Here is a 24,078-nt window from a genome sequence, read left to right as displayed (position 1 = left end):
AATGTTGCCAAAGGAATCCCCACCAAACAAACCCGAAAGGTCTGCCCAGTGCGGGGTATAAATCATAATTGGCACTGGCTTATCAAGCACCCTGTTGAGTTCTCAAAGAACAACCACACACCATTCGGTCACCGCTTATCGCGGCGAACCGTCCGGGGCAACTCGCTTAACTTACTAGGGCTGAATTTCGCTGTCAAATTCGCTTTCGCGATCAGCCAGCTCGACTCAAGCCATTTCCACGCCGACGCACGCCGTTTCCGGCGGTCGTTGCTGTCGTGGGAATCGGCAGACCGGCTGACATCCGCTTTCGCGGCGCCCGCCCGGCTCCCTGCCGGCTTCAGCACTCTACCCGGTCAGCTTCGCGTTCGCAACCCCAACCTGCGGGGCCTCTCGCACTGCCCGATCCTCAGCATCGCTCGGCGTCTCCGCCACGATCCTGGTGCTTGCTTTCGGCCGGTTTGTCCGGCCTGCCGCGTGCAGAGAGAAAGTTACGCGGCTGCCCACCGGAAGGCAAATCAATGATCGTCACTTTCCGTGCTCGGCGGTCCTACCATCCGAGCGGCCGGCACCCGGCCGGCCGGCTGACCCCCTCCCGCCCCGCAGCCGGCCCGCTGCGGGGCGGCGGTACGACGTGCCGCGCGCGCTGGGATGCCCCGAGTTCACTGTGGCACTGCGCACCGGAACCGACGACGGGATGGCCGATCCGTGCCAGAGTGGCTGCCATGGATGAGGCGTCCCGATCCCCCACGGTCACCCTCGCCGACGACGCGCTGCTCGGGCTCCTCCTGCCCTTCTGGCAGCTGGTGATCGCGGCTGTCGTTCTCGTCGTCGTCGTACTGTCGGTCGTTCGACTCGCCCAGCGGGGACCGTCCAGGATGGGAACGGCGTTGCTGGTGACGGCCGCCGCGATCATCGGCCTGGCCATCGCCGGGGTGCTGCTGAGCTGACCCGACACGCACCCCGCCCCGGACCCGGCGGATCGTGCACCGGCAGCCGCACCGGAGCGGGGCACCGCCGAACCAACCGGGCCAGAACAGGCCGGTGCCCGGCGACCAGGTCGGTCGGCGACCGGTCCAGATGCCAGCGCATGCGCAGGGCGTTGTCGCCGGGGCGTCGAGGTCGGTCAGAGACGACGGTTCGCCAGACTGGGCAGCTCGGCCCGGATCGTGCGCAGCCGGTCGAGGTCCAGGTCGACCACGGTCAGGCCCGGCCCGTCCGGCACCTGGCCGAGGACCGTGCCCCACGGGTCGATCACCATGCTGCGCCCGAAACAGGTTCGACCCGGCTCGTGGTCGCCGGTCTGCCCGGCCGCGGCCACGAAACACTGGTTCTCGATCGCCCGGGCCCGCAGCAGGACCTCCCAGTGGTCCCGCCCGGTGTGCATCATGAACGCCGCCGGAACGACCAGCAGATGCGCGCCCCCCTCGACGGCGAGCCGCCGGTAGAGCTCCGGGAAACGCAGGTCATAACAGATGGACAGGCCCACCCGCAGCCCCTCCACGTCGACCACCACCGGCTCGTGTCCCGGCGCCACCGTGGCGGATTCCCGGTAGGACACCCGGCCGGGGATCTCCACGTCGTACAGGTGGATCTTTCGGTAGCTGGCGGCGAGCCTGCCGGACCGGTCGAAGACCAGCGAGGTGTTCCAGGTGTGCGCCGGGTCCGGCCCGACCTCGTGGAAGGAACCGGCGACCAGCCAGATCCCCAGCCGGCCGGCCACCTCGGCGAAGAAGGTCCCCACCGCGCCGTCGGCCCCCTCCGCCGCCGGCATCCCGTCGGACCGGCCGAGATAGTCGACGTACTCGGGAAGGACCGCCAGGTCGGCACCGGCCGCCGCGGCCCTGACCAGCAGGGCCTCGGCGGCGGCCAGGTTGGCCGCCCGGTCGTCGCGGGCGTTGAGCTGGCAGACGGCGACGCGCATGATGCCAGGGTACGGGCGGACGGCGACCCGGGACAGCGGACAGCCTGCGGCGGACAGCGGACGCGCACGGCAGACCCGGACAGCGGGCCGGCGCTGCGACCCACCACACCGGCGAAGACCGCTCCCGGTCCCCCGTGAACGCCCACAGCACGACGGTGGGCGGACGGCACACGCCGTGGCTCCCCGGGCACCACGTGGGGCGTCCCCGGCCGGTGGTGACCGGCTACAGCCCGTCAGCGACGCCGCCCAGCAGTTCGGCGGCTGTTGCCCCGCCGTTCCCCGGCGGAGCAACAACGGCGACATGCCCGTGCCGGCGACGATAGCCAGCAGGCCGGGGCAGGTGGCGAAATCCGGGGGCAGACCCGGACCCGTCACGCGCGGAAGCACGGCCCGGGACAGCGGCCGTGCTTCCGACGGTGTTCGGGGAGGGGTCGGTCAGGCCGACTTCTCCTCGCGGTCGCGGCGGGCCCGGCGGCCGGTGAACTCGCGCGGCACGATGGTCGGGTTGACGTTCTCCAGGACGGCCTCGCGGGTGATCAGCACCCGGGCGGCGTCGGGGTTGCTCGGCACCTCGTACATCACGGAGAGGAGGACCTCTTCCATGATGGCGCGCAGACCCCGGGCACCGGTGCCCCGGAGCATGGCCTGGTCGGCGATCGCCTCCAACGCCGGCGGCTCGAACTCCAGCTCGACGCCGTCCAGCTCGAAGAGCCGCTGGTATTGCCGCACGAGGGCGTTACGCGGCTCGGTGAGGATGCGCACCAGGGCGGAGCGGTCCAGGCTGCGGACGTTGGTGATCACCGGCAGTCGGCCGATGAACTCGGGGATCAGCCCGAACTTGAGCATGTCCTCCGGCATCACCTGGCTGAAGATGTCGTCGGTGGAGCGCTCCGAGACCGACCGGAGCCGGGCGCCGAAGCCGGTGCCGCCGGAACCGGTACGGGACTCGATGATCTGGTCGAGGCCGGCGAAGGCGCCACCGCAGATGAACAGCACGTTGGTGGTGTCGATCTGGATGAACTCCTGGTGGGGGTGCTTGCGCCCGCCCTGCGGCGGCACGTTGGACACCGTGCCCTCCAGCATCTTGAGCAGCGCCTGCTGCACCCCTTCGCCGGAGACGTCCCGGGTGATCGACGGGTTCTCCGACTTACGGGCGATCTTGTCGACCTCGTCGATGTAGATGATGCCGGTCTCGGCGCGCTTGATGTCGTAGTCGGCGGCCTGGATCAGCTTGAGCAGGATGTTCTCCACGTCCTCGCCGACGTAGCCCGCCTCGGTCAGCGCCGTGGCGTCCGCGATCGCGAAGGGGACGTTCAGCATCCGGGCCAGGGTCTGCGCGAGGTGTGTCTTACCGCAGCCGGTCGGGCCGAGCAGCAGGATGTTGGACTTGGCCAGCTCGACCGCGTCGTTGCCGGAGCCCGGCGCGTTGGCCGCCTCGGCCTGGATGCGCTTGTAGTGGTTGTAGACCGCGACCGCGAGCGCCTTCTTGGCCTGGTCCTGGCCGACGACGTAGTTGTCGAGGAACTGGCAGATCTCCATCGGCTTGGGAAGCTCTTCCCACTTCACCTCGCCGGACTCGGCCAGCTCCTCTTCGATGATCTCGTTGCAGAGGTCGATGCACTCGTCGCAGATGTAGACACCTGGCCCCGCGATGAGCTTCTTGACCTGCTTCTGCGACTTGCCGCAGAACGAGCACTTCAGTAGGTCGCCGCCGTCACCGATCCGTGCCACCTACGTTCTCCCTGCACTCGTCGACCGGAACCCGGCCCTGAACCGCGGGCGCCGGGGCACCCGTCCGTGGTGAAATCCGTTCCGCCGGTCCGACCCGGCCACGCCGTACGGACCCGACGTTACCCGCTGGCGGGGGTTTCTCCGACCCCCAAAACGGGTGTGTCAGAGGCCGGTCGGGAACTCCTCGCCCCGACCGACCTCCGATCGGCAATGCTCAGCGGGCCGCGTTGGAGGCCAGCAGCCCCTTCTTGCGGCTGGTCAGGATCGTGTCGACCAGCCCGTACTCCTTGGACTCCTCGGCCGTCATGATCTTGTCACGGTCGATGTCCTTGCGAACCTGCTCGATCGGCCGGTTGCAGTGCCGGGAGAGCATGTCCTCCAGCTGGGTACGCATCCGCAGGATCTCCCGGGCCTGGATCTCGATGTCCGAGCCCTGCCCGTAGCCGCCCTCGGTGGCCGGCTGGTGGATGATGATCCGCGAGTTGGGCAGCGCCATCCGCTTACCGGGGGTGCCCGCCGACAGCAGCACCGCCGCCGCGCTGGCCGCCTGACCCAGGCAGACCGTGGAGATGTCCGGCCGGACGTACTGCATGGTGTCGTAGATCGCCGTCATGGCGGTGAACGAACCACCGGGCGAGTTGATGTACATGATGATGTCGCGGTCCGGGTCGGTGCCCTCGAGCGTCAGCAGCTGCGCCATCACGTCGTTGGCCGACGCGTCGTCGACCTGGACGCCGAGGAAGATGATCCGGTCCTCGAAGAGCTTGTTGTACGGGTTGGACTCCTTGACCCCGTACGAGGTGCGCTCGACGAACGACGGCAGGACGTAACGGTTGTGCACGGCCGCGAACTGGGGCGGCAGGCTCAGATCGGTCATCGTCAGCTCCTCAGCTCAGGGTCCCGGCGCCATCCGGAACCTGCGTGGCCCCGATGATCACCTTGTCGATGAAGCCGTAGTCCATGGCCTCCTGGGCGGTGAACCAGCGGTCCCGGTCCGAGTCGGCCTCGATCTGCGCCTGGCTCTGGCCGGTGTGGTGGGCGACCCGCTCCTGGAACATCCGCTTGGTGTAGAGCATCTGCTCGGCCTGGATCGCGATGTCCGACGCGGTGCCGCCGAGGCCACCGGACGGCTGGTGCATCATGATCCGCGCGTGCGGCAGGGCGTACCGCTTGCCCTTGGTGCCCGCGCAGAGCAGCAGCTGACCCATCGAGGCGGCCATGCCCATCGCCACGGTCGACACGTCGTTGTCGATGTACTGCATGGTGTCGTAGATCGCCATGCCGGAGTAGACCGAGCCACCCGGCGAGTTGATCCAGAGGAAGATGTCGCGGTCCGGGTCCTCCGCCGCGAGCAGCAGCAGCTGGGCGCAGATGCGGTTGGCGACCTGGTCGTTCACCTCACTGCCGAGGAAGATGATGCGCTCCTTGAGCAACCGGTTGTAGACCGAGTCGTCGAGGTTGCCAATGGTGTCGCCACCTCGGGCTTCGATCGCCCGGAGCGGCTTCGCTGGGATGTGCATGTCGGTCATGGCAGCCCTTCGCTCTCCGTACCGTCGTACCCGACATTAACCGCTCCACCGGGTGATCGACTCCCGGTCGCGGCACTGTTCGCTCTCAGCGCAGCTGGCTCGGGACGTACCCGCAGAAGTGGTTCGGCCGCCGTTCGCCGCAACGGGCGGACGGCGGCCGACCGGGTCGGATCAGTGCTCGTGGTCGTGGTCGTGCGCCTGCTCGCTCTCGGCCCGCAGCGCATCGAGGGTGACCTCGTTGCCGGCGGTGTCCTTGATCTTGATCTTCTCCATCACGGAGGCGAGCGCCTTGCCGCGCCGCACGTCACCGAAGACGGCGGCGGCAGCGCCGGAGCGGACCAGCTGGTCGTAGTACTGCTGCGGGGCCATCCCGGCGCGCTGCGCCCGGTGGACGATCTCGTGGCCGAACTCGTCGTCGGAGACCTGGGTGTCCTCGGCGTCGGCCAGGGTGTCCAGCAACAGCTGGATCTTGACACCCTCGGTCGCCGCCTCGGCCAGCTCGGCGTCGATCTGCTCCTCGGTCTTCTCCTCGGCGGCGAGGTACTCCTCCATCGAGGCGCCGATCCGCTCCAGCTGGTCGACCATCGCCTGCTTGCGGCTCTCGACCTCCTCGCGGACGATGCCCTCCGGCGCCGGCACCTCGGCGGCGGCGACCAGCTGCTCCAGGGCCTTGTCCCGGGCGGCGTAGATCTGCTCGACCCGCTTGCCCCGGCTGACCTTCTCCCGCAGGTCGGCACGCAGCTCGTCGATGGTGTCGAACTCGCTGGCCATCTGGGCGAAGTCGTCGTCCAGCTCCGGCAGCTCCTTCTCCTTGACCGTACGGACGGTCACCGCCACCTCGGCGTCGCGGCCGGCGAAGTCGCCGCCCACCAGCTGGGTGGTGAAGGTGGTGTCGTCACCGGCGGCGAGACCGACCAGGGCCTCGTCCAGCCCCGGCAGGAGCTGCTTGCTGCCGACCTCGTGCGAGATGTTGCTCGCCGAACCGCCGGGCACGTCCTCGCCGTCGACCGTCGCGTTCAGGTCGATCTGCACGTAGTCGCCCTCGGCGGCGGCCCGCTCGACGGTCTTGAGCGTGGCGAACCGCTCGCGCAGGTTCTTGACCTGCTCGTCGATCTCGCTCTCGTCGATCTGCAGCTCGTCGACCGTCACCTCGACGGTGGCCGGGTCCGGCAGGGTCAGCTCGGGCCGCACGTCGACCTCGGCGGTGAAGTTGAGCGAATCGCCGTCGTTGAACTCGGTGATCTCCACCTCGGGACGACCGAGCGTCTTGAGGTCGTGCTCGCGGACCGCGGCGAGGATGTTCTGCGGGATGGCCTCCTGCACCGCCTCGTTGAGCACGGTGCCCCGGCCCACCCGCTGGTCGATCACGGCGGCGGGGATCTTGCCCCGACGGAAGCCGGGAACCTGGACCTGCTGGCCGATCTCCCGGTACGCCTTCTTGAGGCTCGGCTCGAGCTCGACGAACGGCACCTCGATGGCGAGCCGCACGCGCGTCGGGCTCAGAGTCTCGACGGTGCTCTTCACAGGCGTACTCCTTGACGGATCTCAGTGGTGGGTCTGGGCGTGATTGCGCGCATCGAGTGTAGGCGAGCCGGGACGCTGCTCCGGCAGCGCCCGGCATACCGCACGGAATCGGCGTCGCCCCCGGGAGGTGCCCCGGATGCGCACGCAGTCGGGGTGGCGGGATTTGAACCCACGGCCCCTCGCTCCCAAAGCGAGTGCGCTACCAAGCTGCGCCACACCCCGTGGCAGAAGAAGTGTAAGCCGTCCCGCCCCGCCGGGAATGCCGGGGCGTCCCCACCACCCCACCCCCACCACCCCTCCCCCAGCGCACCCCCGAAAGGCCACCCGCCCCGGTGATCAAGAGGTTTGCGCCAAGTTGATCGCCGCAGGTGACGCAAACCTCTTGATCACCGGGGTCGAGGCGGGGAGGGAATGCCGGTGCGCGGGGGGTGGAGGGAGCGGGTAAGGTGTGGGCGCGTCCTGGTGTACGGGGCGCGATGCGGGCGTAGCTCAATGGTAGAGCTTCAGTCTTCCAAACTGACGGTGCGGGTTCGATTCCCGTCGCCCGCTCCACCCAAAAGACCAGGTGAATCGCCTGATCGCGGCACCTGGGTCGGCTACTTCCCCCACTAGGTGACTGGCATCGGCTCCCGGCGTCACGAGCCGGTTCGGGCGGGATCGCCGGGATGGCAGCCGAGACCTCGGTGATCAGGTCGCGGACCCCCTCACCCCGACCGGTCACCTCACGCCGCGACTCATCCGCCTGCGGCTCCGTCGTACCGCCATCAAGGTGCCGCGCCAGCGCGGCGCAGGTCCGCCACGCTCGGCGGATCCGGGTTCGACAGTCAGTCGTCCTCGTCGCCATCGTCTTCGTCGCGCAGCAGGCGATCGAGGTCTTCCGGTTTCATCCGCTTGATCTCAGCTTCGAACTTGTGGCTGTAATTGCGGTCATTGGGATCGCTGCAGTTGCTGGCCGCCACCCGGCCGTACGCCCTCATGAACGATCCGAGTTCGCGTCGAATCCGATCCTGTCGATGCCCCATCCGCCTCACGGTAGGAGGCAGGGCGGTCCCCTCACAGCGATTTACCCGCCGACGACCCGGCGCGTCACCCGAGCCGGTCGATCCGCGTCCAGCTTCTCACCGACGGCGGTCCTCGCAGGTGACGCCGTCCGGCCCGCCGCACCCTCCGGCCCGCCGCACCCTCCGGTCGGTGCGGTGCGGTGAACGTGGACACGTCGACGTGTGGGGTAGAACAGCGCCGTGGACCTCGAGACCCTCGGCCGTGCCCTCGACGACGTGTTCGACCACGCGCTGGTCTACCACGGGTTCACCGACTACATGCGGGACTACGAGGCCATCGTCCACGTGACCGCGGATCCCCGCACCGAGATCGCGCCGACCTACCTGCGCTACCTGTTCCGGTACTGCGTCGAGGCGCACTGCCGGACCTCGGTCCCGCCGGTCACCTGGCGGGCGTCCCTCGACGATCGCCTGATCGGCCACGAGACAGGCGTCGACCTGGACGGGTACGTGTGGGGGGTGAAGTGGCACGCGCTCTATCCGGGGGCCCGGGTCCAGGCGGAGTCGGCCACCGCGCGGAGCTGGGCCGAGGCGACCGGGCTCGACTTCCACGAGGTGTTGATCGAGACCAACGCCCACGTGCTCACCCTGGTCTTCTCCGACCTGCAGGTCAGCGAGGTGCCACCGGGATACCGCCCGTTCACGGTCGACGGGGACGGCTAGGTTGGACCGCCGTACGGGTGCCGGTCGGCAGCGGGCCCGCCACCGTGGGCCGGCGTACCGGTGCGCAGCCGGCCCGGCCCGGGGCGGCTACGCCGGGGCGGACCCGGTTGCGACCTGGGCCTCGGCTGCCGCCAGCCAGCGCCGGTACCAGCGGGCGAAGCCGAGCGGCGTGCCGTCGTCGTCGTGCAGGGGCCGGAAACCACCGCCCTCGGCGATGTCGTCCGCCCACATCCGACCCCGGGCGGGGCCGCTGACCACGAGCGCCTCCCGCAGGGCGCAGCCGAGATGGCACAGGTACAGCAGGCCCATCGAGTGCTCGGGCGTGAAGACGAGCCTCTCGTACTGCTCCTCGTAGGCGTCCTGCGCGGCGGTGAACGCCTCCTGCGAGTCGTAGTCGTCCTCGTCCGGGTGGGCGGGCAGGCCGTCGGCCGGGTTGAACGCCGCGACGTGGGCGAAGGGACGCCCGAGCGCCTCCGGGGTGGTGAGGTCGGCGCCGTCGCCCTCCCACTGCCACCGGCCGTCGAGCCGCCGCATCGGGAAAAGCCCGTAGGCCGGCCCGGCTCCACCCCGTCCCGCCTCCAGCAGGAACGACCGGTACTCGGCGGGCAGCTCGACCTGGAACTGCGCCTCGGCCTGCGCCAACTCCTCGGTGGTCAACGGCGGTTCGAGCTGCCACCCGTGGTCGGCGGCACCGAACACCGCGCCGGCACCGGGGGCTGCGGCCAGCAGCGCGAGTCGTCCGCGGACGTCTGACCAGTCGGGGCGCGTCACGCCGGGGAGGATACAAGCCGGTGCGGCTGTCGGCCCCCGGGGCCGCCACCGCTGCGGTGGGCGGCTCCGACACCGGCCCACGAAGCGGAGGCCGACACCGGCCCATGGAGCCGAGGCCGACACCGGCCCACGAAGCGGAGACCGACCGAACGGGGGCCGACCGAGCGGGGGCCGACACCGGGCCGCGTCCGGCGGATCTGGGCGGGCGTCCGGGTCAGAGCCGCCGGCCGGCCGCGTCCCGGGCGACGATGCCGTCGAGTCGTACGCCGGGGGTGAGGTCGACCGGATCGAACCAGAAGATCACCAGTTCCGGGTCGGTGCTCCACCGGGCCAGCCGGGCGTCGACCTGCCGGCCCCTGACGGTGCCGACGATCCGGGTCGCCGGCCCGACGAAGTACCCGAACGTCGGCACCGGCGGGCGGTCGTCGTCCGGGGGGGTCGCCTCGTCGTACCCGATCTCGTGGAAGCCCGGTCGCCGATCGCTGCCCTGCACGTCGTTGATGACCATGTCGTTGGTCAACCCGCCGGCGGGGCTGCGGCGGCCGGCCATCAACCCGACCCGCACCCTGGGCTCCTCGGGCACGTCGACCGCCACCAGGTAGAACACCCGCTGGTCGACGCCGTACCGGATGCCGGTGTCGACCACCTCGCCGATCGGCTGCGGGGAGGGCGGCCTCCACCGGGTGGGCCCGGGGGTCGGCGGCGACGTCGCCGGGGGCGTCGCGTCGGGCACGGTGGCCACCCGGGCGGGTGGGCGGTCCGGTGCCGGCGGCCGGGTCCACCGCACGCCGAGCCCCACACCGCCGGCCACCAGCACGGTGACCAGCGCCGCCGCGCCCGCCCCGGCGAGCCGGCGGCGGCGACGCAACCGCCGGCCGTCGCGCATGATCACGGTCAGGTCGAGGTCCTCTGGGTACGGCCGTTCGGTCGCCCGCATCGCCCGGCGCAACTGCTCCAGCTCGGTCATCGGCCGGTCCCCTGGGTCGCCGGGGTCCCGGTGGCGCGCAGCTTCTGCAACGCCCGGGAACCGGTGCTCTTCACCGTGCCGAGCGATACGCCCAGTTCGCGGGCCACCTGTGCCTCCGGTAGGTCGAAGTAGTAGCGGAGCACGACGATGGCCCGCTCGCGGGGGCTGAGCGCGCCGAGGATGTCGAGCAGCCAGCGGCGGGTGGCCACGTCGTCGGCGACGTCGCCGCGCCGCTGCTCGGGCAGGTTGTCGGTGGGGTACTCCCGGATCGGCCGCCGCCACCCGTCGACGAGGTGGTTGACCAGCACCGTGCGGGCGTACCCGTAGGCGTCCTCCTCGCGGATCCGGGACCAGGACGCGTACGTGCGGACCAGGGCGGTCTGCGCGGCGTCCTCGGCCTGGTGGTGGTTGCCGGTCATCAGGAACGCGGCGTGTCTGAGCCGCCCGGAGGCGGACCGGGCGAACTCGACGAACTCGGCGTCACCCCGGGCCATGCCCGCTCTTCCCATCTGCCACGCCGGACAGGACGGGCGGGGGCACCGAAAGGTTGAGTCCCGTCGGGATCAACTGTTCCGGCGGACCGCCCGTCCTTCCCGCTGCCCGACGCCGCCCGGCGGTGGGCGGAGGAGGCACCATGGCGACGAAGGTTAGCCCCCGCACCGGCACCGGCCCACGCGGACGGTCGGTGACGGCGCTGCTGATGGCGGCCTGGCTGACCGGCTGCGGGATGCCGGCGGCAGAGCGGCCCCCGGCGGGGCCGGCGTCCCCGGCCGTCCCCGCCGGGATGTCGGACCGGCCCGGTGACTCCGGCCGGGCGGGCGGGCCGATCGGGCCGGGTGACTCCGGCCCGGCGGGTGGGCCGGGCAGACCTGGCGGGGCGGGCGGACCTGGCGGGGCGGGCGGACCTGGCGGGGCGGGCGGACCTGGCGGGGCGGCACCCGCACCGGTCAGTTATCCGGCGGACGGGACCAACCGCTGGCAGGTGGCGGCCGGTGAGCCGGCGGCCCCGGCGGGAACCGGGCGGCTGCTGCGGTACCGGGTCGCCGTGGAAGGCGACATCCGGGGGCTGCCGGTGGCGCAGTTCGCGGCCGAGGTCGGCACGACGTTGACCGCCCCGCAGGGGTGGACCGCGGGCGGGACGCTGCGGCTGTGGCGGGTCGGCCCCGGCGGCCCGGCCGACTTCACCGTCCACCTGGCCACCCCGGGCACCCGCGACGAGCTGTGCGGTGACGCGGCGGACGGCTACACCTCGTGCCGCAACGGCAACCGGGTGGTGATCAACGTGGCCCGCTGGGTGAAGGGGGTGCCGGGCTACGGCGCGAGCCTGGCCGTCTACCGGCGGTACGTGGTCAACCACGAGGTCGGGCACCGGCTGGGCCACGGCCACGAGCGGTGCCCGGGGCGGGGCCGACCTGCGCCGGTGATGCAGCAGCAGACGCTGGGCCTGCACGGGTGCACCGCGAACGCCATGCCGTACCGCGACGGGGTGCGCTACTCGGGGCCGGCCGGCTCCTACGCCGACGCGATCCCGCCCCGCGAACCCGGTCGTCGGGGCTGAGCGGGCCCGGTGGTCCGGCCCCGGGGTCATGACGGCAGTGAGCACGGCCGACGGCGGGGCGGCACGGGCTGCGTACCATGCGGGACCGGGCATCCCCTCGCCCGGTGGAGGTAGCGACGGATGGCAGGCCAGCAGGACGGATACGCCCTCGGGATCGACCTGGGCACCTCCAACACGGTGGCCGTGTTGCGCTGGCCGGACGGGCGGACCCGACCGCTGCTCGTCGACGGTCACCCGATCCTCCCCTCCGGCGTGTACGCCGACACCGACGGCCGGCTGCACGTCGGCCGGGACGCCCAACGGCTGGCCCAGGCGGACCCGACGCGCTACGAGCCGAACCCGAAGCGTCGGGTGGACGACCCGACGGTCCTCCTCGGCGACCGGTCGTACGCCCCGGCGGAGCTGCTCGCCGCGACCCTGTGGGCGGTCGCCGAGCAGGCGGTGGCGACGGTGGGGTTCCTGCCCCCGGCGGTACTCACCTACCCCGCCGCCTGGGAGGCCCCCCGACGGCAGGTGCTGCACGACGCGCTGGCCCTGGCCGGTTGGCCGTCGGCCGCCGAGCACACCATGTCCGGTCCGGTGCCGGTCGGCACCCGGCTGCTGCGGGAACCGGTCGCGGCGGCCCGCTACTACACCGAGGTGCTGCGCCGACCGGTGCCGGTGGGCGAGTCGGTCGCCGTGTTCGACTTCGGCGGCGGCACGCTGGACGTGGCGGTGGTCCGCAACGAGGGTGCCGACCCCTGGGGCGACTCGGGTTTCACGGTGATCGCCACCGGCGGGATGGCCGACCTCGGCGGACTGGACCTGGACGCGGCCCTGCTCGGACGGCTCGGTGAGCGGCTCGGCGACGCGCAGGCGGCGCTGTGGGCCCGGCTGACCCGGCCGGAGACGACCGGGCAGTGGCGGGACCGGCAGCAGCTCTGGGACAACGTCCGGGGGGCGAAGGAGATGCTGTCCCGGGTCGCGGTGGCACCGGTCGCGGTGCCCGGCCTGGAAACCGCCGTCCCGCTCACCCGGGCGGAGCTGGAGCAACTCGCCACTCCCCTGCTGATCCGGGCGGTCGCCCGGACCCGGGAGGTGGTCGCCGAGGCGGGCCTCACCCCGGACCGGCTCGCCGGGTTGTTCCTCGTCGGCGGCTCGTCCCGGGTGCCGCTGGTGGCCCGGCTGCTGCACGGTGAGCTGGGGGTCGCGCCGACCGTGCTGGAGCAGCCCGAGCTGCCGGTGGCCGAGGGGGCGCTCACCGACCTGCCGCTGCCCCGGCCGGGCCGACGTCCCGGGCCGGCCGGCGCAGCCGGGCCCGCCCCGGCACCGCCGTCGCCCGCCCCGGTGCAGGCCCCGACCGCTGCGACGCACGACGCCGCGCCGTGGGCACCCGACGCCGTGTCCGCCCCGGTCGGGTCGGATGACGGCCAACCTGCCGGCACGGCCGCCACCCTGCCGGCAGGCGTAGCGGCGACCGCCGGCACGAGCCACACCCTCCTGCCAGGGCCAGGCGCCACCCTGCCGGCGGGACCCGGCGCGACGCTGGTGGCCGGGGCGGGTACCCCGCTCGGTGGGACACCGGTGGCCGGATCAGGCGGAACGCCGGTGCCGGCCCTGGGCGGGATGCCGCCGCACGGGACCGGGCCGGGCAGCGCGCCCGCCCCGGCCGGGTATCCGGCGGGCTGGCCGGGCGTACCACCGGGGGCGGTGCCACCACCGGGGACCGGTGCCGGCCCCCCGACGCCGGTGCGGCGCGGGCGTCGCCGGCTGTGGATCGGGCTCGGCGCGGGCCTGGCGCTGCTCGGCGTGCTCGGCGCGGCGGCGTTCTGGTTCACCCGGGACCGCTATCCGGCGTTGGAGTTCCACACCCTCACCCAGGTGGCCCGGCCCGCTGCCGACGGGGACCGGCCGACGGCGATGTTCACCACCGTCCTCGACGACCGCGCCTACCTCGCCTACCAGCTGTCCGACGACCGGCTGACGGTGGTGGCGGTCGACGCCGGCACCGGCAAGCAGGCGTGGCGGAGCACGATCTCGGCGGGCAGCCAGCGGTGGGCCGGTCTGCGGGCGGTGCCGGGCGCGGTGCTGGCCGTCGCCGACGCGGCCGGCGACAGCACCCCCCGCGACGTGGTGGTGCTCGACGCCGGCGACGGCGGGGAACGGTGGCGGCTGCCCGTGCACGGGGACGACGCGGTGCACGTCACCCGGGAGACCCTGGTGTGGGTGGACCGCGCCGGCAGCCGCCTGGTCGGGCTGCGGCTGCGCGACGGACGGCAGGGCTGGGCACAGGACAACCCGCGCAGCGAGTACGGCGACACCCGCAGCACGGTGCTGCCGGTCGGCACCGAGCAGGCCGAGGTCGGCCCCGCCGGGTTCGACGGCGTCTCCCGCGCCCCCTGGCTCGGTGACACCGACCGGCTGGTGCAGGTGGGTGCCGACCGCTCGGTCCGGGTGCTCGACATGGACAGTGGCGAGGTGCTGCGTCGCCGCGACGGGGTGGCCGACGTCAGCGACCGGATGGTCGCGTACGGCGACCGGTTCTACGTCGTGGAGGAGGACCAGGGATACAAGCTGCTCGGCTACGACCTGGGCAGCTTCGCCGAGCCGACGGTGCTCTACAGCGCGGGTCAGCAGCGGCGGGTCACCGGGCTGGTGGCCTGCGGCGAGCACCGGGCCTGCCTGTTGGAGGTGCCGGAGGGTGACGCCGAGCGAACCGAGGTGGTCGCCGCCACCGAGGGCAAGGGCAGCCGGCGTTGGGCGACGCCGGGCGGCGCGGACCTGGTGCCGGTGGGTGAGCACCTGCTCGTCCGGCGGCAGTCGCCGAAGACCACGGTGAGCCTGTACGACCCGGCCGGGAAGGCGGTGCTGACCGACCGCCAGGGCACGGCGGCCCGGGTCGACGCCGGCAACCTGCTGCTCTTCGCCGAGACGCCGAGCAGTGTCGAGGACGACCACAGCCTCGCCGGGGTGTCCAAGGCCGGCGACCTGACCGAGATGGGGCAGCTCCAGGGCGTCCGCAGCGAGTCGTGTGCGTGGAACACCTCGGTGATCGTCTGCGGGGCGGAACGGGACTTCGTGCTGTACCGGTTCGCCGGGGACGGCTGAGCCGGCCACACCCCCGGCACGGGACGGCTGAGCCGGTAGCACCGTCCGCACCGGGACGGCCGAGCCGGTAGCACCGTCCGCACCGGGACGGCCGAGCCGGTAGCACCGTCCGCACCGGGACGGCCGAGCCGACAGCGCCCTGAGCCGGCAGCGCCCCCGCACGTGGGCCCCGACGGGTCGGACGTGACCGCGCCACCGACGGCCCGGCAGGGCGGTCGGTGGCGCGGTGGTGCGTGGTGCGGGTGGTCCCGGTTCCGGACCGGGCGGGTCAGCCGCCGAGGCTGGCGGCGGCCGAGGCGATCGACGCGGCGAACGTGCTCACCTGGGTGTAGACGCCGGGGGCGTTGGGCCGGGCGCAGCCGTCGCCCCAGCTGACGATGCCCACCTGGATCCAGGCGTTCGCGGCGTCGCGGCGGAACATCGGGCCGCCGGAGTCGCCCTGGCAGGTGTCGGTGCCGCCACTGGCGTAGCCGGCGCAGATCTCCTCGGCGGCGACCAGCTCACCGGGGTAGGAGGCGGAGCAGCTGGCGTCGCTGACGAAGGGCACCGTCGCCTTGAGCAGGTAACGCTGCTGCGCACCGCCCTCGCGGGCCGCACCCCAACCGGCGATGGTGAAGGTGCCGCTGTCGTACGCGGTGGTGGTGGCGATCGGCAGGGTGGCCTGTGAGGTGACCGGGGTGGCGAGCCGGATGAGCGCCCAGTCCTTACCGGTGCCGTTGTAGCCGGGGGCCCGGTATACGTAGTTCGACTTGACCTGGATCCGGCTGCTCGACTGGAGGTCGACCGCGCCGAGGGTCGCGGTGATGCTGGTGTTCGTGCCGGTGCGGTTCACGCAGTGGGCGGCGGTGAGCACCAGCCGGGGGGTGTAGAGCGCCCCGCCGCAGCCCATGGAGAGCCGGACCATGAACGGGAACTCGCCCTGCGCCGCCCGGGTGCCGCCGACGACGGACGGGGCCGCGTCGGGGGTGGGCGCGGCGGTGGCCGGGGCGGTCAGGACGAGCGATCCGGCGGTGACCGCCACCAGTGTGGCGGCCATCCGGCCGATGAGACTGCGCCAACGGTTCACTGGGCCTCCAACCCTCGGCGGCGCGCTTGGTGGGGCGCCGGTTCGATGGCGGGAGCCTAGGGCGATAAATTGACACAGTTCAACATCTCGATGGGGTCATACGATCGTGGTCCCGCCGCCAAGGGTCACCCGGCCGGACGGGGATGAAGCCGTCGCGGCGGGGTAAGACAGCCCCCGGCCTGGAGGAGTGTCGACCGGTGTCGCGGGGCGTCCCCGCGACCGGACGCGGGCGGACCGGGTCACACCCGGCCCGCCCGCGGTGCCGTCCGGGGCCGGCCCGGGTGGGAGGCGGTGGCGTCCGGCCCGGGTGGGAGGCGGTGGCGTCCGGCCCGGCCAGGCGGCCGGCTCAGTTGCCGGTGAGGAAGTTCCAGGCGTCCATCACCCACTGGGTCTGCTGGAGGTAGGCGATGCCTACCCCGACCAGGAACACCGCGGTCACCAGGTGCGCGCCGCGCGCGCTGCGGCGTACCCGGCCCAGTTGGCGTTCCAGGACCACCCGGCCGAGCAGCCGGGAGAGCGCGAACAGGCCGGCCGCCACCAGCAGGCTGAGCAGGAAGGTGAGCAGCGGGGTGCCCAGTTCGCCCCGGCCGGAGATGGCCCAGATCCCCCAGCAGACGAACGCGAACAACGCGCCGGCCGCGCTCCACTCGCCGCCCCGGCGCAACTGCTCCACGTGCCAGCTCATCGGCCGGCGCGGCGTCGCCGGCTCGGACCAGCCGGACGTGTCGTGCTCGACCACCGGGAACGGCTCGGTACGCGGAGCCCGGGACTGCCCCACCGAGGCGACGCCCCGACGGAACGGCTCCCGCTGCGGCGGGACCCCGACACCGGGCTGGGGTGGCACCTCGACGGTCCGCTCCGCCCACGGCTGTGTCTGGTCTGCCATCTCGTTTCCTCCCCATGACCGGTGCCGGCCGTCGACCGGTCCACCACCTCCGAGGGTAGCGAGCGGACAAACTGCCTCGACCGGCCCGGCCCGGGGGCCTGCCGGACGGTACGGTCGGGAGATGGCGGATGCGGAGCGGCGGCGACGCCGGTTACGGCACCAGCCGGAGGCGACGGACGGTGGCGGTGAGCTTCCGACGGCGGCGACGGCACCGGTGCACGACGGGACACCGGCCCCCCGGCCCCGGCGCGGTGGCCCGGGGGCGGAGGACAGCGAGCGGGGGCTGCGCGGGCTGGTCGGTTCCGGCTCGTCCCAGGTCGGGGTGGGTTCCGCGCTGCGGGCCCGGGACGCCGCCCGCCCCACCGAGCAGGATCTGGCCGAGGCCGAGGAACGACTGGTGATCATCCGACGGAACTGGGTGCCCCGGGAGGAGTTGCCCCGCTCGGGCCGGTGACCGGGCCGGCGGCGGCCGGCCCGGTCGAGAGGTCAGGACGGGGCGGGGGTCAGGGCAGCTCGGCGGGGGCGGGCAGCTCGGGCAGCTCGTGGGTGCGCTCGTACTCGGCCACCTGGGCGATCCGCCGGGCGTGCCGCTCGTTGCCCGAGAACGGGGTGGTGAGGAACGCCTCGACGATGGCGGCGGCCTCGTCCAGGGTGTGCTGGCGGGCGCCGACGGCCACCACGTTGGCGTCGTTGTGCTGCCGGCCGAGCTGGGCGGTCTCGACGCTCCAGGCCAGCGCCGCCCGGATGCCGGCGACCTTGTTGGCGGCGATCTGCTCGCCGTTGCCGGAGCCGCCGATGACCACACCCAGGCTGCCCGGGTCGGCCACCACCCGGTCGCCGGTGTGCAGGCAGAAGGTCGGGTAGTCGTCGTCGGGGTCGAAGGCGTGCGGGCCGACGTCGACCAGCTCGTAGCCCTGCTTGGCCAGATGATTGGCCAGGTGCACCTTCAACTCGAAACCGGCGTGATCGGATCCCAGGTAGACGCGCATACCGGGCAGTCTGTCAGGGCCGCGCCCCGGCCCGCCGTGGGGGCGGCGTGCCGGGGCGAATTCGTCACAACCGGGAGCGGGGGTACGCCGGGACGGCGACCACCGCCGGGGCCACGATCAGCAGCGGGCCGGGATCAGCGGGGCAGCTCGGCGACGACCAGACCGCCGCGTGCCTTCGGGGTGAACCAGGTGCTCTTGCGGGGCATCTTCTCCCGGGCCAGGTTCACCGCGACGAAGTCGTCCACGGTCACCGGGGCGATCAGGACGGCGAGCTCCGCCCGGCCGGCGTCGACCTCGCCGGTGAGCCAGCTCGCCGGGTAGTCGCCGCCGACATAGGTGATCCGCTTGTCGCCCGGGTCGAGGCCGAGGGCGTCGCGCAGCAGCAGCCGCTCCACCAGGGCGTGGTCGAGGTTCTCCAGCCGGGCGGCGTCCGCGTCGTGCGGCAGGGTCACCGCGTACCCCTGGCCGGCGAGGCGGAGGTGCACGGTGCCGCCGGCCGCCGGGACCTCGACCGGGCCGTCGACCGGGGCGAGCTGCGCCCCGGCGGCGCGCAGCCGGTCGAGCAGCTCGTCGGGGGTGCAGGGCAGCTCGCTGACCAGCCGGTTGTAGGGCTGGATGGCAACCGACGCCGGGGTGGTGACCACCGCGAGGAAGCGCGGGAAGCCGCCGGTCTGCGCGGCCAGGCTGCGGTGGTTGCCGTCGGCGACCACCAGCTCGCCGCCGCCGGCCAGCGCGGTCAGCGCGTCCTGCTCCGGGCCGGGGCCGACCAGCCAGATGGCGTGCGTGCGGCCGGCCTGGTCGGTGTCGCTGGCGGCCGGCACCCCGGCCTGGTCGGTGGCCGCCGCGAGCGCGGCGTGCAGCTCGTCACCGCGCCCGGTCTGGAGTAGGAGTACGGGGGACAGCAGGTGCCCCAGCGCCTCGGCCAGGGCGACCCGCTCCCGCACCTTGGCGATGAACACGTCCTCGTTGCGGATCACCAGGCCGGGCTCGTCGGCGCTGGTGGAGATCTGGTCGGTGTCGACCATGGCGAACAGCCCGTACGCCGACTCCTCCCCCGGGGCGCTGATCCGGTAGAGGACCACCACCTGCTCGGCCGGGGTGTAGCTGCCGTCGTCCTTGGCCTCGGTGAGCCGGGACACCGCGTCGCCGAGCGCGTCGAGGAAGGACTTCCCCAGGCTCTCCGGCGCCCGGTGGGGCATCTCGATGCCGAGGGCACTGTGCGGGTTCGCCTCGATGATCGCGGTGATCTCCGCGTCGTCGGCGAACTCGTCGTAGTTCTGCGCGCCGGTGCCGCCAGTGGTGATCCAGGCCCGGGCGATCGGATGTACGACCGTCATGGGGGTTGACGCTACCGGCGACGACGGCCCAGGCGACGCCGACCCCGCGCCGGGTCCACCAGATGAACCGTCCCCCGGGTCGGGTCCCGGCCCGACCGGACCGGGACCCGACCGGGGTGGGGATCAGTCGAAGATCGGGCCCAGCTCGCGGGACCGCTTCAGCTCGTAGAAGCCGGGGGTGCCGGCGACCAGCAGTACGCCGTCCCAGAGCCGACCGGCGGCCTCCCCCTTCGGCGACGGGGTGATGACCGGGCCGAAGAAGGCGATCTTCTCGCCGTCCGGGCCGGGGGCGTGCACCACGGGGGTGCCGACGTCGGTGCCGACCGGCCGCATCCCGGCCTCGTGGCTGGCCCGCAGCGCCTCGTCGTACTCGGTGGAGTCGGCGGCGTCGGCGAACGACGGGTCCAGCCCGACGTCGGCGAGCGCCGCGGTGATCATCTCCCGGCCGAGCGACTCCTTGCCGAGGTGGATCCGGGTGCCCATCGCGGTGTAGAGCTTCGCCAGCGTCGCGCCGCCGTGCGCCTGCTCCACGGCGATGCAGACCCGCACCGGCCCCCAACCCAGCTTCATCATCTCCTGGTACTGCTCGGGCAGTTCCCGGCCCTCGTTGAGCACGGACAGGCTCATCACGTGGTAGCTGATGTCCACCTCCCGGACCTGTTCGACCTCCAGGAGCCAACGGGAGGTGATCCAGGCCCACGGGCACAGCGGGTCGAACCACATGTCGACGGCGACACGTTCGGTCACGGTGGAGTCCCTTCGTGACATCAGGCACGTCGGCGGACCCGACGCGGCTGATTCGATCCTCACCCCGAACGGCATCGATCGGTAGCGGAATGAGAGCGTGACGTCGACCACCGCAGGGTCGGTGCATGGAAGACTCGGCTCGGGTCGCCGCCACGAGCGGCCGGCAGGGGCTGGCGCAGCCGGAAGGCGGCGAGAGTGGGATGGAGACGAAAGTGCCAGGAGTGCGCAACCTGACCCAGGTCGAGGCCACCGAGCGGGCCCGCCTGCTGGAGGTCACCGGGTACGACATCAACCTCGACCTGTCCACCGCGGTGCAGGCCGAGGGCCGCACCTTCCGGTCGGTGACCGAGGTCAGGTTCCGCTGCGCCGAACCCGGCGCCGGCACCTTCATCGAGACCGCCGCCGAGGCGGTGCACGCGGCCACGCTCAACGGCGAACCGGTGGACCTCGCCGGCTGGTCGGCCGAGAAGGGCCTGGCGCTGACCGGGCTGGCCGCCGAGAACGTGCTCGTGGTGGAGGCCGACTTCGGCTACTCCAACAGTGGGCAGGGCCTGCACCGCACGGTCGACCCGGTCGACGGCGAGACCTACCTCTACAGCCAGTTCGAGACGGCCGACGCGCAGAAGGTCTTCGCCTGCTTCGACCAGCCCGACCTGAAGAGCGTCTACACCTGGCACGCCACCGTCCCGGCGCACTGGCGGGTGGTGTCCAACATGCCCGTCGAGCGGGAGGAACCGGCCGGCGAGGGGCTCAAGACCGTCCACTTCACCACCTCGGCGCGGATGAGCACCTATGTCACCGCGCTGTGCGCCGGGCCGTACCACGAGGTGCGCGACAGCCACGACGGCATCGACCTGGGGGTCTTCTGCCGGGCGTCGATGGCCCCCCACCTGGAGGCCGACGACCTGTTCCTGATCACCAAGCAGGGCTTCGACTTCTTCCACGAGCAGTTCGGGGTGCGCTACCCGCTGCCCAAGTACGACCAGCTCTGGGTGCCCGACTTCAACGCCGGCGCGATGGAGAACTTCGGCTGCGTCACCCACGCCGAGTCGCACTACCTGTTCCGCTCGCAGGTCACCGACTTCGAGTACGAGCAGCGGGCCAACACGATCCTGCACGAGCTGGCCCACATGTGGTTCGGTGACCTGGTCACCATGCGCTGGTGGAACGACCTGTGGCTCAACGAGTCGTTCGCCGAGTGGGCCAGCCACTGGTGCAACACCCACGCCACCCGGTTCTCCGAGGCGTGGACGACCTTCCTGTCGATCCGCAAGAACTGGGGTTACCGGCAGGACCAGCTCTCCTCCACCCACCCGGTCTACTGCGAGATGCCCGACCTGGAGGCCGTCGAGGTCAACTTCGACGGCATCACGTACGCCAAGGGCGCCAGCGTGCTCAAGCAGCTCGTGGCGTACGTCGGTGAGGAGCCGTTCCTGGCCGGGCTGCGGGCCTACTTCGCCAAGCACGCCTGGGGCAACGCCACCTTCGACGACCTGCTCTCGGAGCTGGAGACGGCCTCCGGCCGGGAGCTGCGCAAGTTCGCCGCCCAGTGGCTGGAGACCGCCCAGGTCAACACCCTGCGCCCCGAGGTGACCATCGACGCCGACGGCGGCTACGAGCGGGTGCTGGTCCGGCAGGAGGCACCGGCCGGCCACCCGACGCTGCGTACCCACCGGATCGGGGTGGGCCTGTACGACCTGACCGAGGGCCGGCTGGTCCGCCGGGAACGGGTCGAGGTCGACGTCACCGGCGAGGCGACCGACCTGTCGGTGCTGCACGGCCGCCCGGCCGCCGACGTGCTGCTGCTCAACGACGATGACCTGACCTACACCAAGCTGCGCCTCGACGAGCGGTCGATGGCGACGGTGGTGCAGCACATCGCCGGCTTCGACTCGTCGCTGGCCCGGGCGCTGTGCTGGACGGCCGCCTGGGACATGGTCCGCGACGCCGAGCTGTCCGCCCGCGACTACGTGGCGCTGGTGCTGGCCGGGCTGCCTGCCGAGACCGACATCAACCTGGTCACCGCCACCCTGCGGCAGGCCAGCACGGCGCTGATCTTCTACGCCGACCCGGCGTGGGCACCGACCGGCTGGGCCGGGCTGTCCCGGGCCGCGAAGGACGCGCTGGCGGCGGCCGAGCCGGGCAGCGGATTCCAGCTCGCCTGGGCCCGCGCGTACGCCTCGGCGGCCCGCGCCGACGAGGACCTGGCGACGCTGCGCGGCTGGCTGACCGGCACCGACGTGCCCACCGGTCTGACCGTCGACACCGAGCTGCGCTGGACGATCCTGCAGTCGCTGGTGGCCAACGGGGCGGCCGGCACCGCCGAGATCGAGGCGGAACTGGCCGGCGACCGGACGGCCTCCGGTGAGCGGGAGGCCGCGTACGCGCACGCGCTGGTGCCGACCGAGGCGAACAAGGCGACGGTGTGGTCCCTGCTGACCGGCCCGGACGCGCTGCCGAACTGGCGTAACCGGGCGCTGTTGCAGGGGTTGACCCACCCGGCGCAGGTCGCGCTGGTCGCGCCGTACCGGGAGCGGTACTTCGCCACGGTGGCGCAGGTGTGGGCGCAGCGCGACAGCGAGCCGGCGCAGGAGTTCGTGCAGCTGGCGTACCCGGCGTACCTGGTCGAGGAGGAGACGGTGGCGGCCACCGACGCGTGGCTGGCCGGCGACGGCCACCCGGCGTCGCTGCGCCGGTTGGTGGCCGAGGGGCGCGACGGGGTGGTCCGGGCGCTGAAGGCCCGCGCGCGGGACGCCCGCAGCAGCTGACGCGGAACGGCACGGCCCGGGGCCGGCGCGGGTGCGAGCCCACGCCGGCCCCGGGCCGTTACCGTGGGCCGAGGAGGTGAGCGATGGCACAGCCGACGTACGAGTGGCGGCCACCCGGGCGGGACTGGCGCGAACAGGACCTGGGTGAGCTGCCCGAGGACGGGAACCGCTACGAGATCGTCGACGGGAGTCTGCACGGGACCCCTCCGGCCGGCCCGTACCATCACGAGCTTGCGGACGACATCCGGATGGCGTTGCGGCAGAACGCGCCGGCCGGCTGGCGGGTGATCCGCGAGATCGGGCCCCGACGGGTGTGACGGATGCGACGGAGCCCGGTCCGCGTGGTGCGGGCCGGGCTCCGGACTGTTCGGGACGTGCGGTGGGGCTCAGGCCCGACCGGCGTGGCTGGCGAGCTGGTCGAGGCCCTGGATGATGCCGCCGGCCAGGTCACCGCCGCCGAAGGACGCCACCATGGACAGCGCGGCCAGCTTGACGTACGTGTCGGGGATGCGCTTGCGGGCGTACCGGCCGGTGACGACCTCCAGCTGGCGCTGGTTGGGCGACACGGCGATCAGCACCGACTTGTCCGGCTCGGCGAGCTGCCGGTGCAGCCGCTCGGCGTGCTCCCGGACCGGCTCGTCGAGACCTCCGACATAGACCGAGAAGACCAGGCCGCTGCCGTGGTCGGCCAGGCGCAGCGCCTCGTCGATGCGCAGCAGTTGCCGGGTCGAGAACGGCCCGTCCAGCACCTCGGGCGGGGTGCCCGTACCGGCCTGGTCGACCTGCTCACCAACGGTCACTTGCGCCTCCGGTTCCACCTGCCGGCGCCTCGATGCCGGCCTGCTGCTGCTTGTGGCTGGTCAGCGCCGGCGCCTGGGCGCCGGCGGCCAGGGCGGTGCCGGCCGAGTCGGCCAGCTGCTCCGGGCGGCCCAGGAACCAGACCGGCGTGAAGTCGAAGCGTCGGCCCGGCCGGTAACGCTTGGCGCCGCCGGCGCTGCCGTGGTTGGCGGCGAAGACCAGCCCGACGATCACCAGCACCACCGCCGCCGGGATGCCGACGAAGATCAGCAACGTGTCAGTGACAGACAATCCCAACGCCCCCAGGCGGTAAGAGAGACCAGAGCTTCCGGGTCGGGTGGACGATCGTGACGACAGGCTCCCGACTCCGCTGCCATTCACGTTAGCGGAGCCGACGCCCCGCGAGCCTGCGGGGTGCCGATCCCATCTGTCACTCCAGTGTTCCAGCGGCCCCGCGGTGGCGACGAGTCGGGTCGAACCGGTCCCATCCTGCCGGTTCGGCACCCGATCGGGCCGGGACGACACGACCGGCACGGGTGTGGCGTGCGCCCCATATTCCGTCTGACATGACCCGGCCGGGATTGCCGGTCTCGGTGCCGGGACCCGGAGGATGGCCCGTACCGATCGGACGTTTTCGATCGATTCCGGTCCGCCCACCCGCAGGAGCCCCCGTGC

The 24,078-nt window shown here is 72.5% G+C and carries 23 protein-coding genes and 2 tRNA genes; 8 read left to right on the top strand and 17 right to left on the bottom strand.

Annotated elements, in window-relative coordinates; translation table 11 throughout:
• The first annotated feature begins 722 nt into the window (after positions 1-722).
• Positions 723-947 (top strand): hypothetical protein, encoded by a 225-nt coding sequence (locus JQN83_RS29880; protein ID WP_208570477.1) that lies wholly within the window; start codon positions 723-725, stop codon positions 945-947.
• Positions 948-1,123: 176 nt separating this feature from the next.
• Here JQN83_RS29880 and JQN83_RS29875 read toward each other — a convergent pair whose 3' ends face one another.
• The 6 genes from JQN83_RS29875 to JQN83_RS29850 form a co-directional block, all read right to left on the bottom strand.
• The gene (locus JQN83_RS29875) at positions 1,124-1,921 is read right to left on the bottom strand and encodes a carbon-nitrogen hydrolase family protein (protein WP_208570476.1); all 798 of its coding nucleotides are present in this window, start codon (positions 1,919-1,921) and stop codon (positions 1,124-1,126) included.
• 435 nt (positions 1,922-2,356) lie between these two features.
• Entirely contained in the window at positions 2,357-3,652 is a 1,296-nt protein-coding gene (clpX, locus tag JQN83_RS29870; RefSeq protein ID WP_067310644.1) for an ATP-dependent Clp protease ATP-binding subunit ClpX, read from the bottom strand.
• A 214-nt stretch (positions 3,653-3,866) separates the two neighbouring features.
• Complete coding sequence (locus JQN83_RS29865) at positions 3,867-4,529, bottom strand: ATP-dependent Clp protease proteolytic subunit (RefSeq protein ID WP_091250718.1); 663 nt, start codon at positions 4,527-4,529, stop codon at positions 3,867-3,869.
• Between the two features lie 10 nt (positions 4,530-4,539).
• Positions 4,540-5,181, bottom strand: coding sequence for an ATP-dependent Clp protease proteolytic subunit (locus tag JQN83_RS29860; protein ID WP_067310650.1), 642 nt, complete (start codon positions 5,179-5,181; stop codon positions 4,540-4,542).
• A gap of 171 nt (positions 5,182-5,352) precedes the next feature.
• Positions 5,353-6,705, bottom strand: a complete 1,353-nt coding sequence (gene tig / locus JQN83_RS29855) for a trigger factor (protein WP_208570475.1) — start codon at positions 6,703-6,705, stop codon at positions 5,353-5,355.
• A gap of 148 nt (positions 6,706-6,853) precedes the next feature.
• Positions 6,854-6,927, bottom strand: a tRNA-Pro gene (locus JQN83_RS29850).
• Between the two features lie 256 nt (positions 6,928-7,183).
• Here JQN83_RS29850 and JQN83_RS29845 point away from each other — a divergent pair.
• Positions 7,184-7,257, top strand: a tRNA-Gly gene (locus tag JQN83_RS29845).
• A 272-nt stretch (positions 7,258-7,529) separates the two neighbouring features.
• On the opposite strand, the gene JQN83_RS29840 is transcribed toward JQN83_RS29845, so the two are convergent.
• Complete coding sequence (locus JQN83_RS29840; protein WP_208570474.1) at positions 7,530-7,727, bottom strand: hypothetical protein; 198 nt, start codon at positions 7,725-7,727, stop codon at positions 7,530-7,532.
• A gap of 219 nt (positions 7,728-7,946) precedes the next feature.
• Here JQN83_RS29840 and JQN83_RS29835 point away from each other — a divergent pair, with 219 nt between their 5' ends.
• Positions 7,947-8,429 carry a YxiG-like protein gene (locus JQN83_RS29835; protein WP_208570473.1) on the top strand — a complete coding sequence of 161 codons (483 nt, stop codon included), beginning with the start codon at positions 7,947-7,949 and terminating at the stop codon, positions 8,427-8,429.
• Positions 8,430-8,516: 87 nt separating this feature from the next.
• Here JQN83_RS29835 and JQN83_RS29830 read toward each other — a convergent pair whose 3' ends face one another.
• From JQN83_RS29830 to JQN83_RS29820, 3 genes are all read right to left on the bottom strand, one after another.
• Entirely contained in the window at positions 8,517-9,200 is a 684-nt protein-coding gene (locus JQN83_RS29830; RefSeq protein WP_208570472.1) for an SMI1/KNR4 family protein, read from the bottom strand.
• 214 nt (positions 9,201-9,414) lie between these two features.
• Positions 9,415-10,167 (bottom strand): hypothetical protein, encoded by a 753-nt coding sequence (locus JQN83_RS29825; protein WP_208570471.1) that lies wholly within the window; start codon positions 10,165-10,167, stop codon positions 9,415-9,417.
• Complete coding sequence (locus JQN83_RS29820; protein WP_208570470.1) at positions 10,164-10,661, bottom strand: SigE family RNA polymerase sigma factor; 498 nt, start codon at positions 10,659-10,661, stop codon at positions 10,164-10,166. The genes JQN83_RS29825 and JQN83_RS29820 overlap by 4 nt, the downstream gene beginning before the upstream one ends.
• A gap of 140 nt (positions 10,662-10,801) precedes the next feature.
• Between JQN83_RS29820 and JQN83_RS29815 the strand changes: the two genes are divergently transcribed.
• Positions 10,802-11,725 carry a DUF3152 domain-containing protein gene (locus JQN83_RS29815; protein WP_208570469.1) on the top strand — a complete coding sequence of 308 codons (924 nt, stop codon included), beginning with the start codon at positions 10,802-10,804 and terminating at the stop codon, positions 11,723-11,725.
• A gap of 120 nt (positions 11,726-11,845) precedes the next feature.
• Complete coding sequence (locus tag JQN83_RS33955) at positions 11,846-14,812, top strand: Hsp70 family protein (protein ID WP_208570468.1); 2,967 nt, start codon at positions 11,846-11,848, stop codon at positions 14,810-14,812.
• A 268-nt stretch (positions 14,813-15,080) separates the two neighbouring features.
• Here the strand turns inward: JQN83_RS33955 and JQN83_RS29805 are convergent, their stop codons facing one another.
• Complete coding sequence (locus JQN83_RS29805; RefSeq protein WP_208570467.1) at positions 15,081-15,878, bottom strand: S1 family peptidase; 798 nt, start codon at positions 15,876-15,878, stop codon at positions 15,081-15,083.
• 346 nt (positions 15,879-16,224) lie between these two features.
• Positions 16,225-16,764, bottom strand: coding sequence for a hypothetical protein (locus JQN83_RS29800; RefSeq protein ID WP_208570466.1), 540 nt, complete (start codon positions 16,762-16,764; stop codon positions 16,225-16,227).
• Positions 16,765-16,885: 121 nt separating this feature from the next.
• Here JQN83_RS29800 and JQN83_RS29795 point away from each other — a divergent pair, with 121 nt between their 5' ends.
• Positions 16,886-17,218 (top strand): hypothetical protein, encoded by a 333-nt coding sequence (locus JQN83_RS29795; protein ID WP_208570465.1) that lies wholly within the window; start codon positions 16,886-16,888, stop codon positions 17,216-17,218.
• Between the two features lie 49 nt (positions 17,219-17,267).
• On the opposite strand, the gene JQN83_RS29790 is transcribed toward JQN83_RS29795, so the two are convergent.
• The 3 genes from JQN83_RS29790 to JQN83_RS29780 form a co-directional block, all read right to left on the bottom strand.
• Positions 17,268-17,753 (bottom strand): ribose-5-phosphate isomerase, encoded by a 486-nt coding sequence (locus JQN83_RS29790; RefSeq protein WP_208570464.1) that lies wholly within the window; start codon positions 17,751-17,753, stop codon positions 17,268-17,270.
• A 134-nt stretch (positions 17,754-17,887) separates the two neighbouring features.
• On the bottom strand, positions 17,888-19,090 hold the full coding sequence (locus JQN83_RS29785; RefSeq protein ID WP_208570463.1) for a DUF1015 family protein: 1,203 nt from the start codon (positions 19,088-19,090) through the stop codon (positions 17,888-17,890).
• A gap of 123 nt (positions 19,091-19,213) precedes the next feature.
• Positions 19,214-19,837 carry a mycothiol-dependent nitroreductase Rv2466c family protein gene (locus JQN83_RS29780; RefSeq protein WP_208570462.1) on the bottom strand — a complete coding sequence of 208 codons (624 nt, stop codon included), beginning with the start codon at positions 19,835-19,837 and terminating at the stop codon, positions 19,214-19,216.
• Positions 19,838-20,058: 221 nt separating this feature from the next.
• Between JQN83_RS29780 and pepN the strand changes: the two genes are divergently transcribed.
• Together pepN and JQN83_RS29770 are read left to right on the top strand one after the other, a co-directional pair.
• Positions 20,059-22,605 carry an aminopeptidase N gene (gene pepN / locus JQN83_RS29775; protein WP_208570489.1) on the top strand — a complete coding sequence of 849 codons (2,547 nt, stop codon included), beginning with the start codon at positions 20,059-20,061 and terminating at the stop codon, positions 22,603-22,605.
• An 83-nt stretch (positions 22,606-22,688) separates the two neighbouring features.
• A complete protein-coding gene (locus JQN83_RS29770; protein ID WP_244253484.1) occupies positions 22,689-22,922 on the top strand; it encodes a hypothetical protein in 234 nt (77 codons plus the stop codon).
• Between the two features lie 69 nt (positions 22,923-22,991).
• Here JQN83_RS29770 and JQN83_RS29765 read toward each other — a convergent pair whose 3' ends face one another.
• Together JQN83_RS29765 and ctaJ are read right to left on the bottom strand one after the other, a co-directional pair.
• Positions 22,992-23,405, bottom strand: coding sequence for a DUF5130 family protein (locus JQN83_RS29765; RefSeq protein ID WP_208570461.1), 414 nt, complete (start codon positions 23,403-23,405; stop codon positions 22,992-22,994).
• Positions 23,392-23,694 (bottom strand): aa3-type cytochrome oxidase subunit CtaJ, encoded by a 303-nt coding sequence (ctaJ, locus tag JQN83_RS29760; protein WP_433229041.1) that lies wholly within the window; start codon positions 23,692-23,694, stop codon positions 23,392-23,394. The genes JQN83_RS29765 and ctaJ overlap by 14 nt, the downstream gene beginning before the upstream one ends.
• Between the last annotated feature and the right edge of the window lie 384 nt (positions 23,695-24,078).

The organism is Micromonospora antibiotica, assembly GCF_017599305.1.
Classification (GTDB): Bacteria; Actinomycetota; Actinomycetes; order Mycobacteriales; family Micromonosporaceae; genus Micromonospora; species Micromonospora antibiotica.
This window is presented reverse-complemented; position numbering and strand designations above follow the sequence as displayed.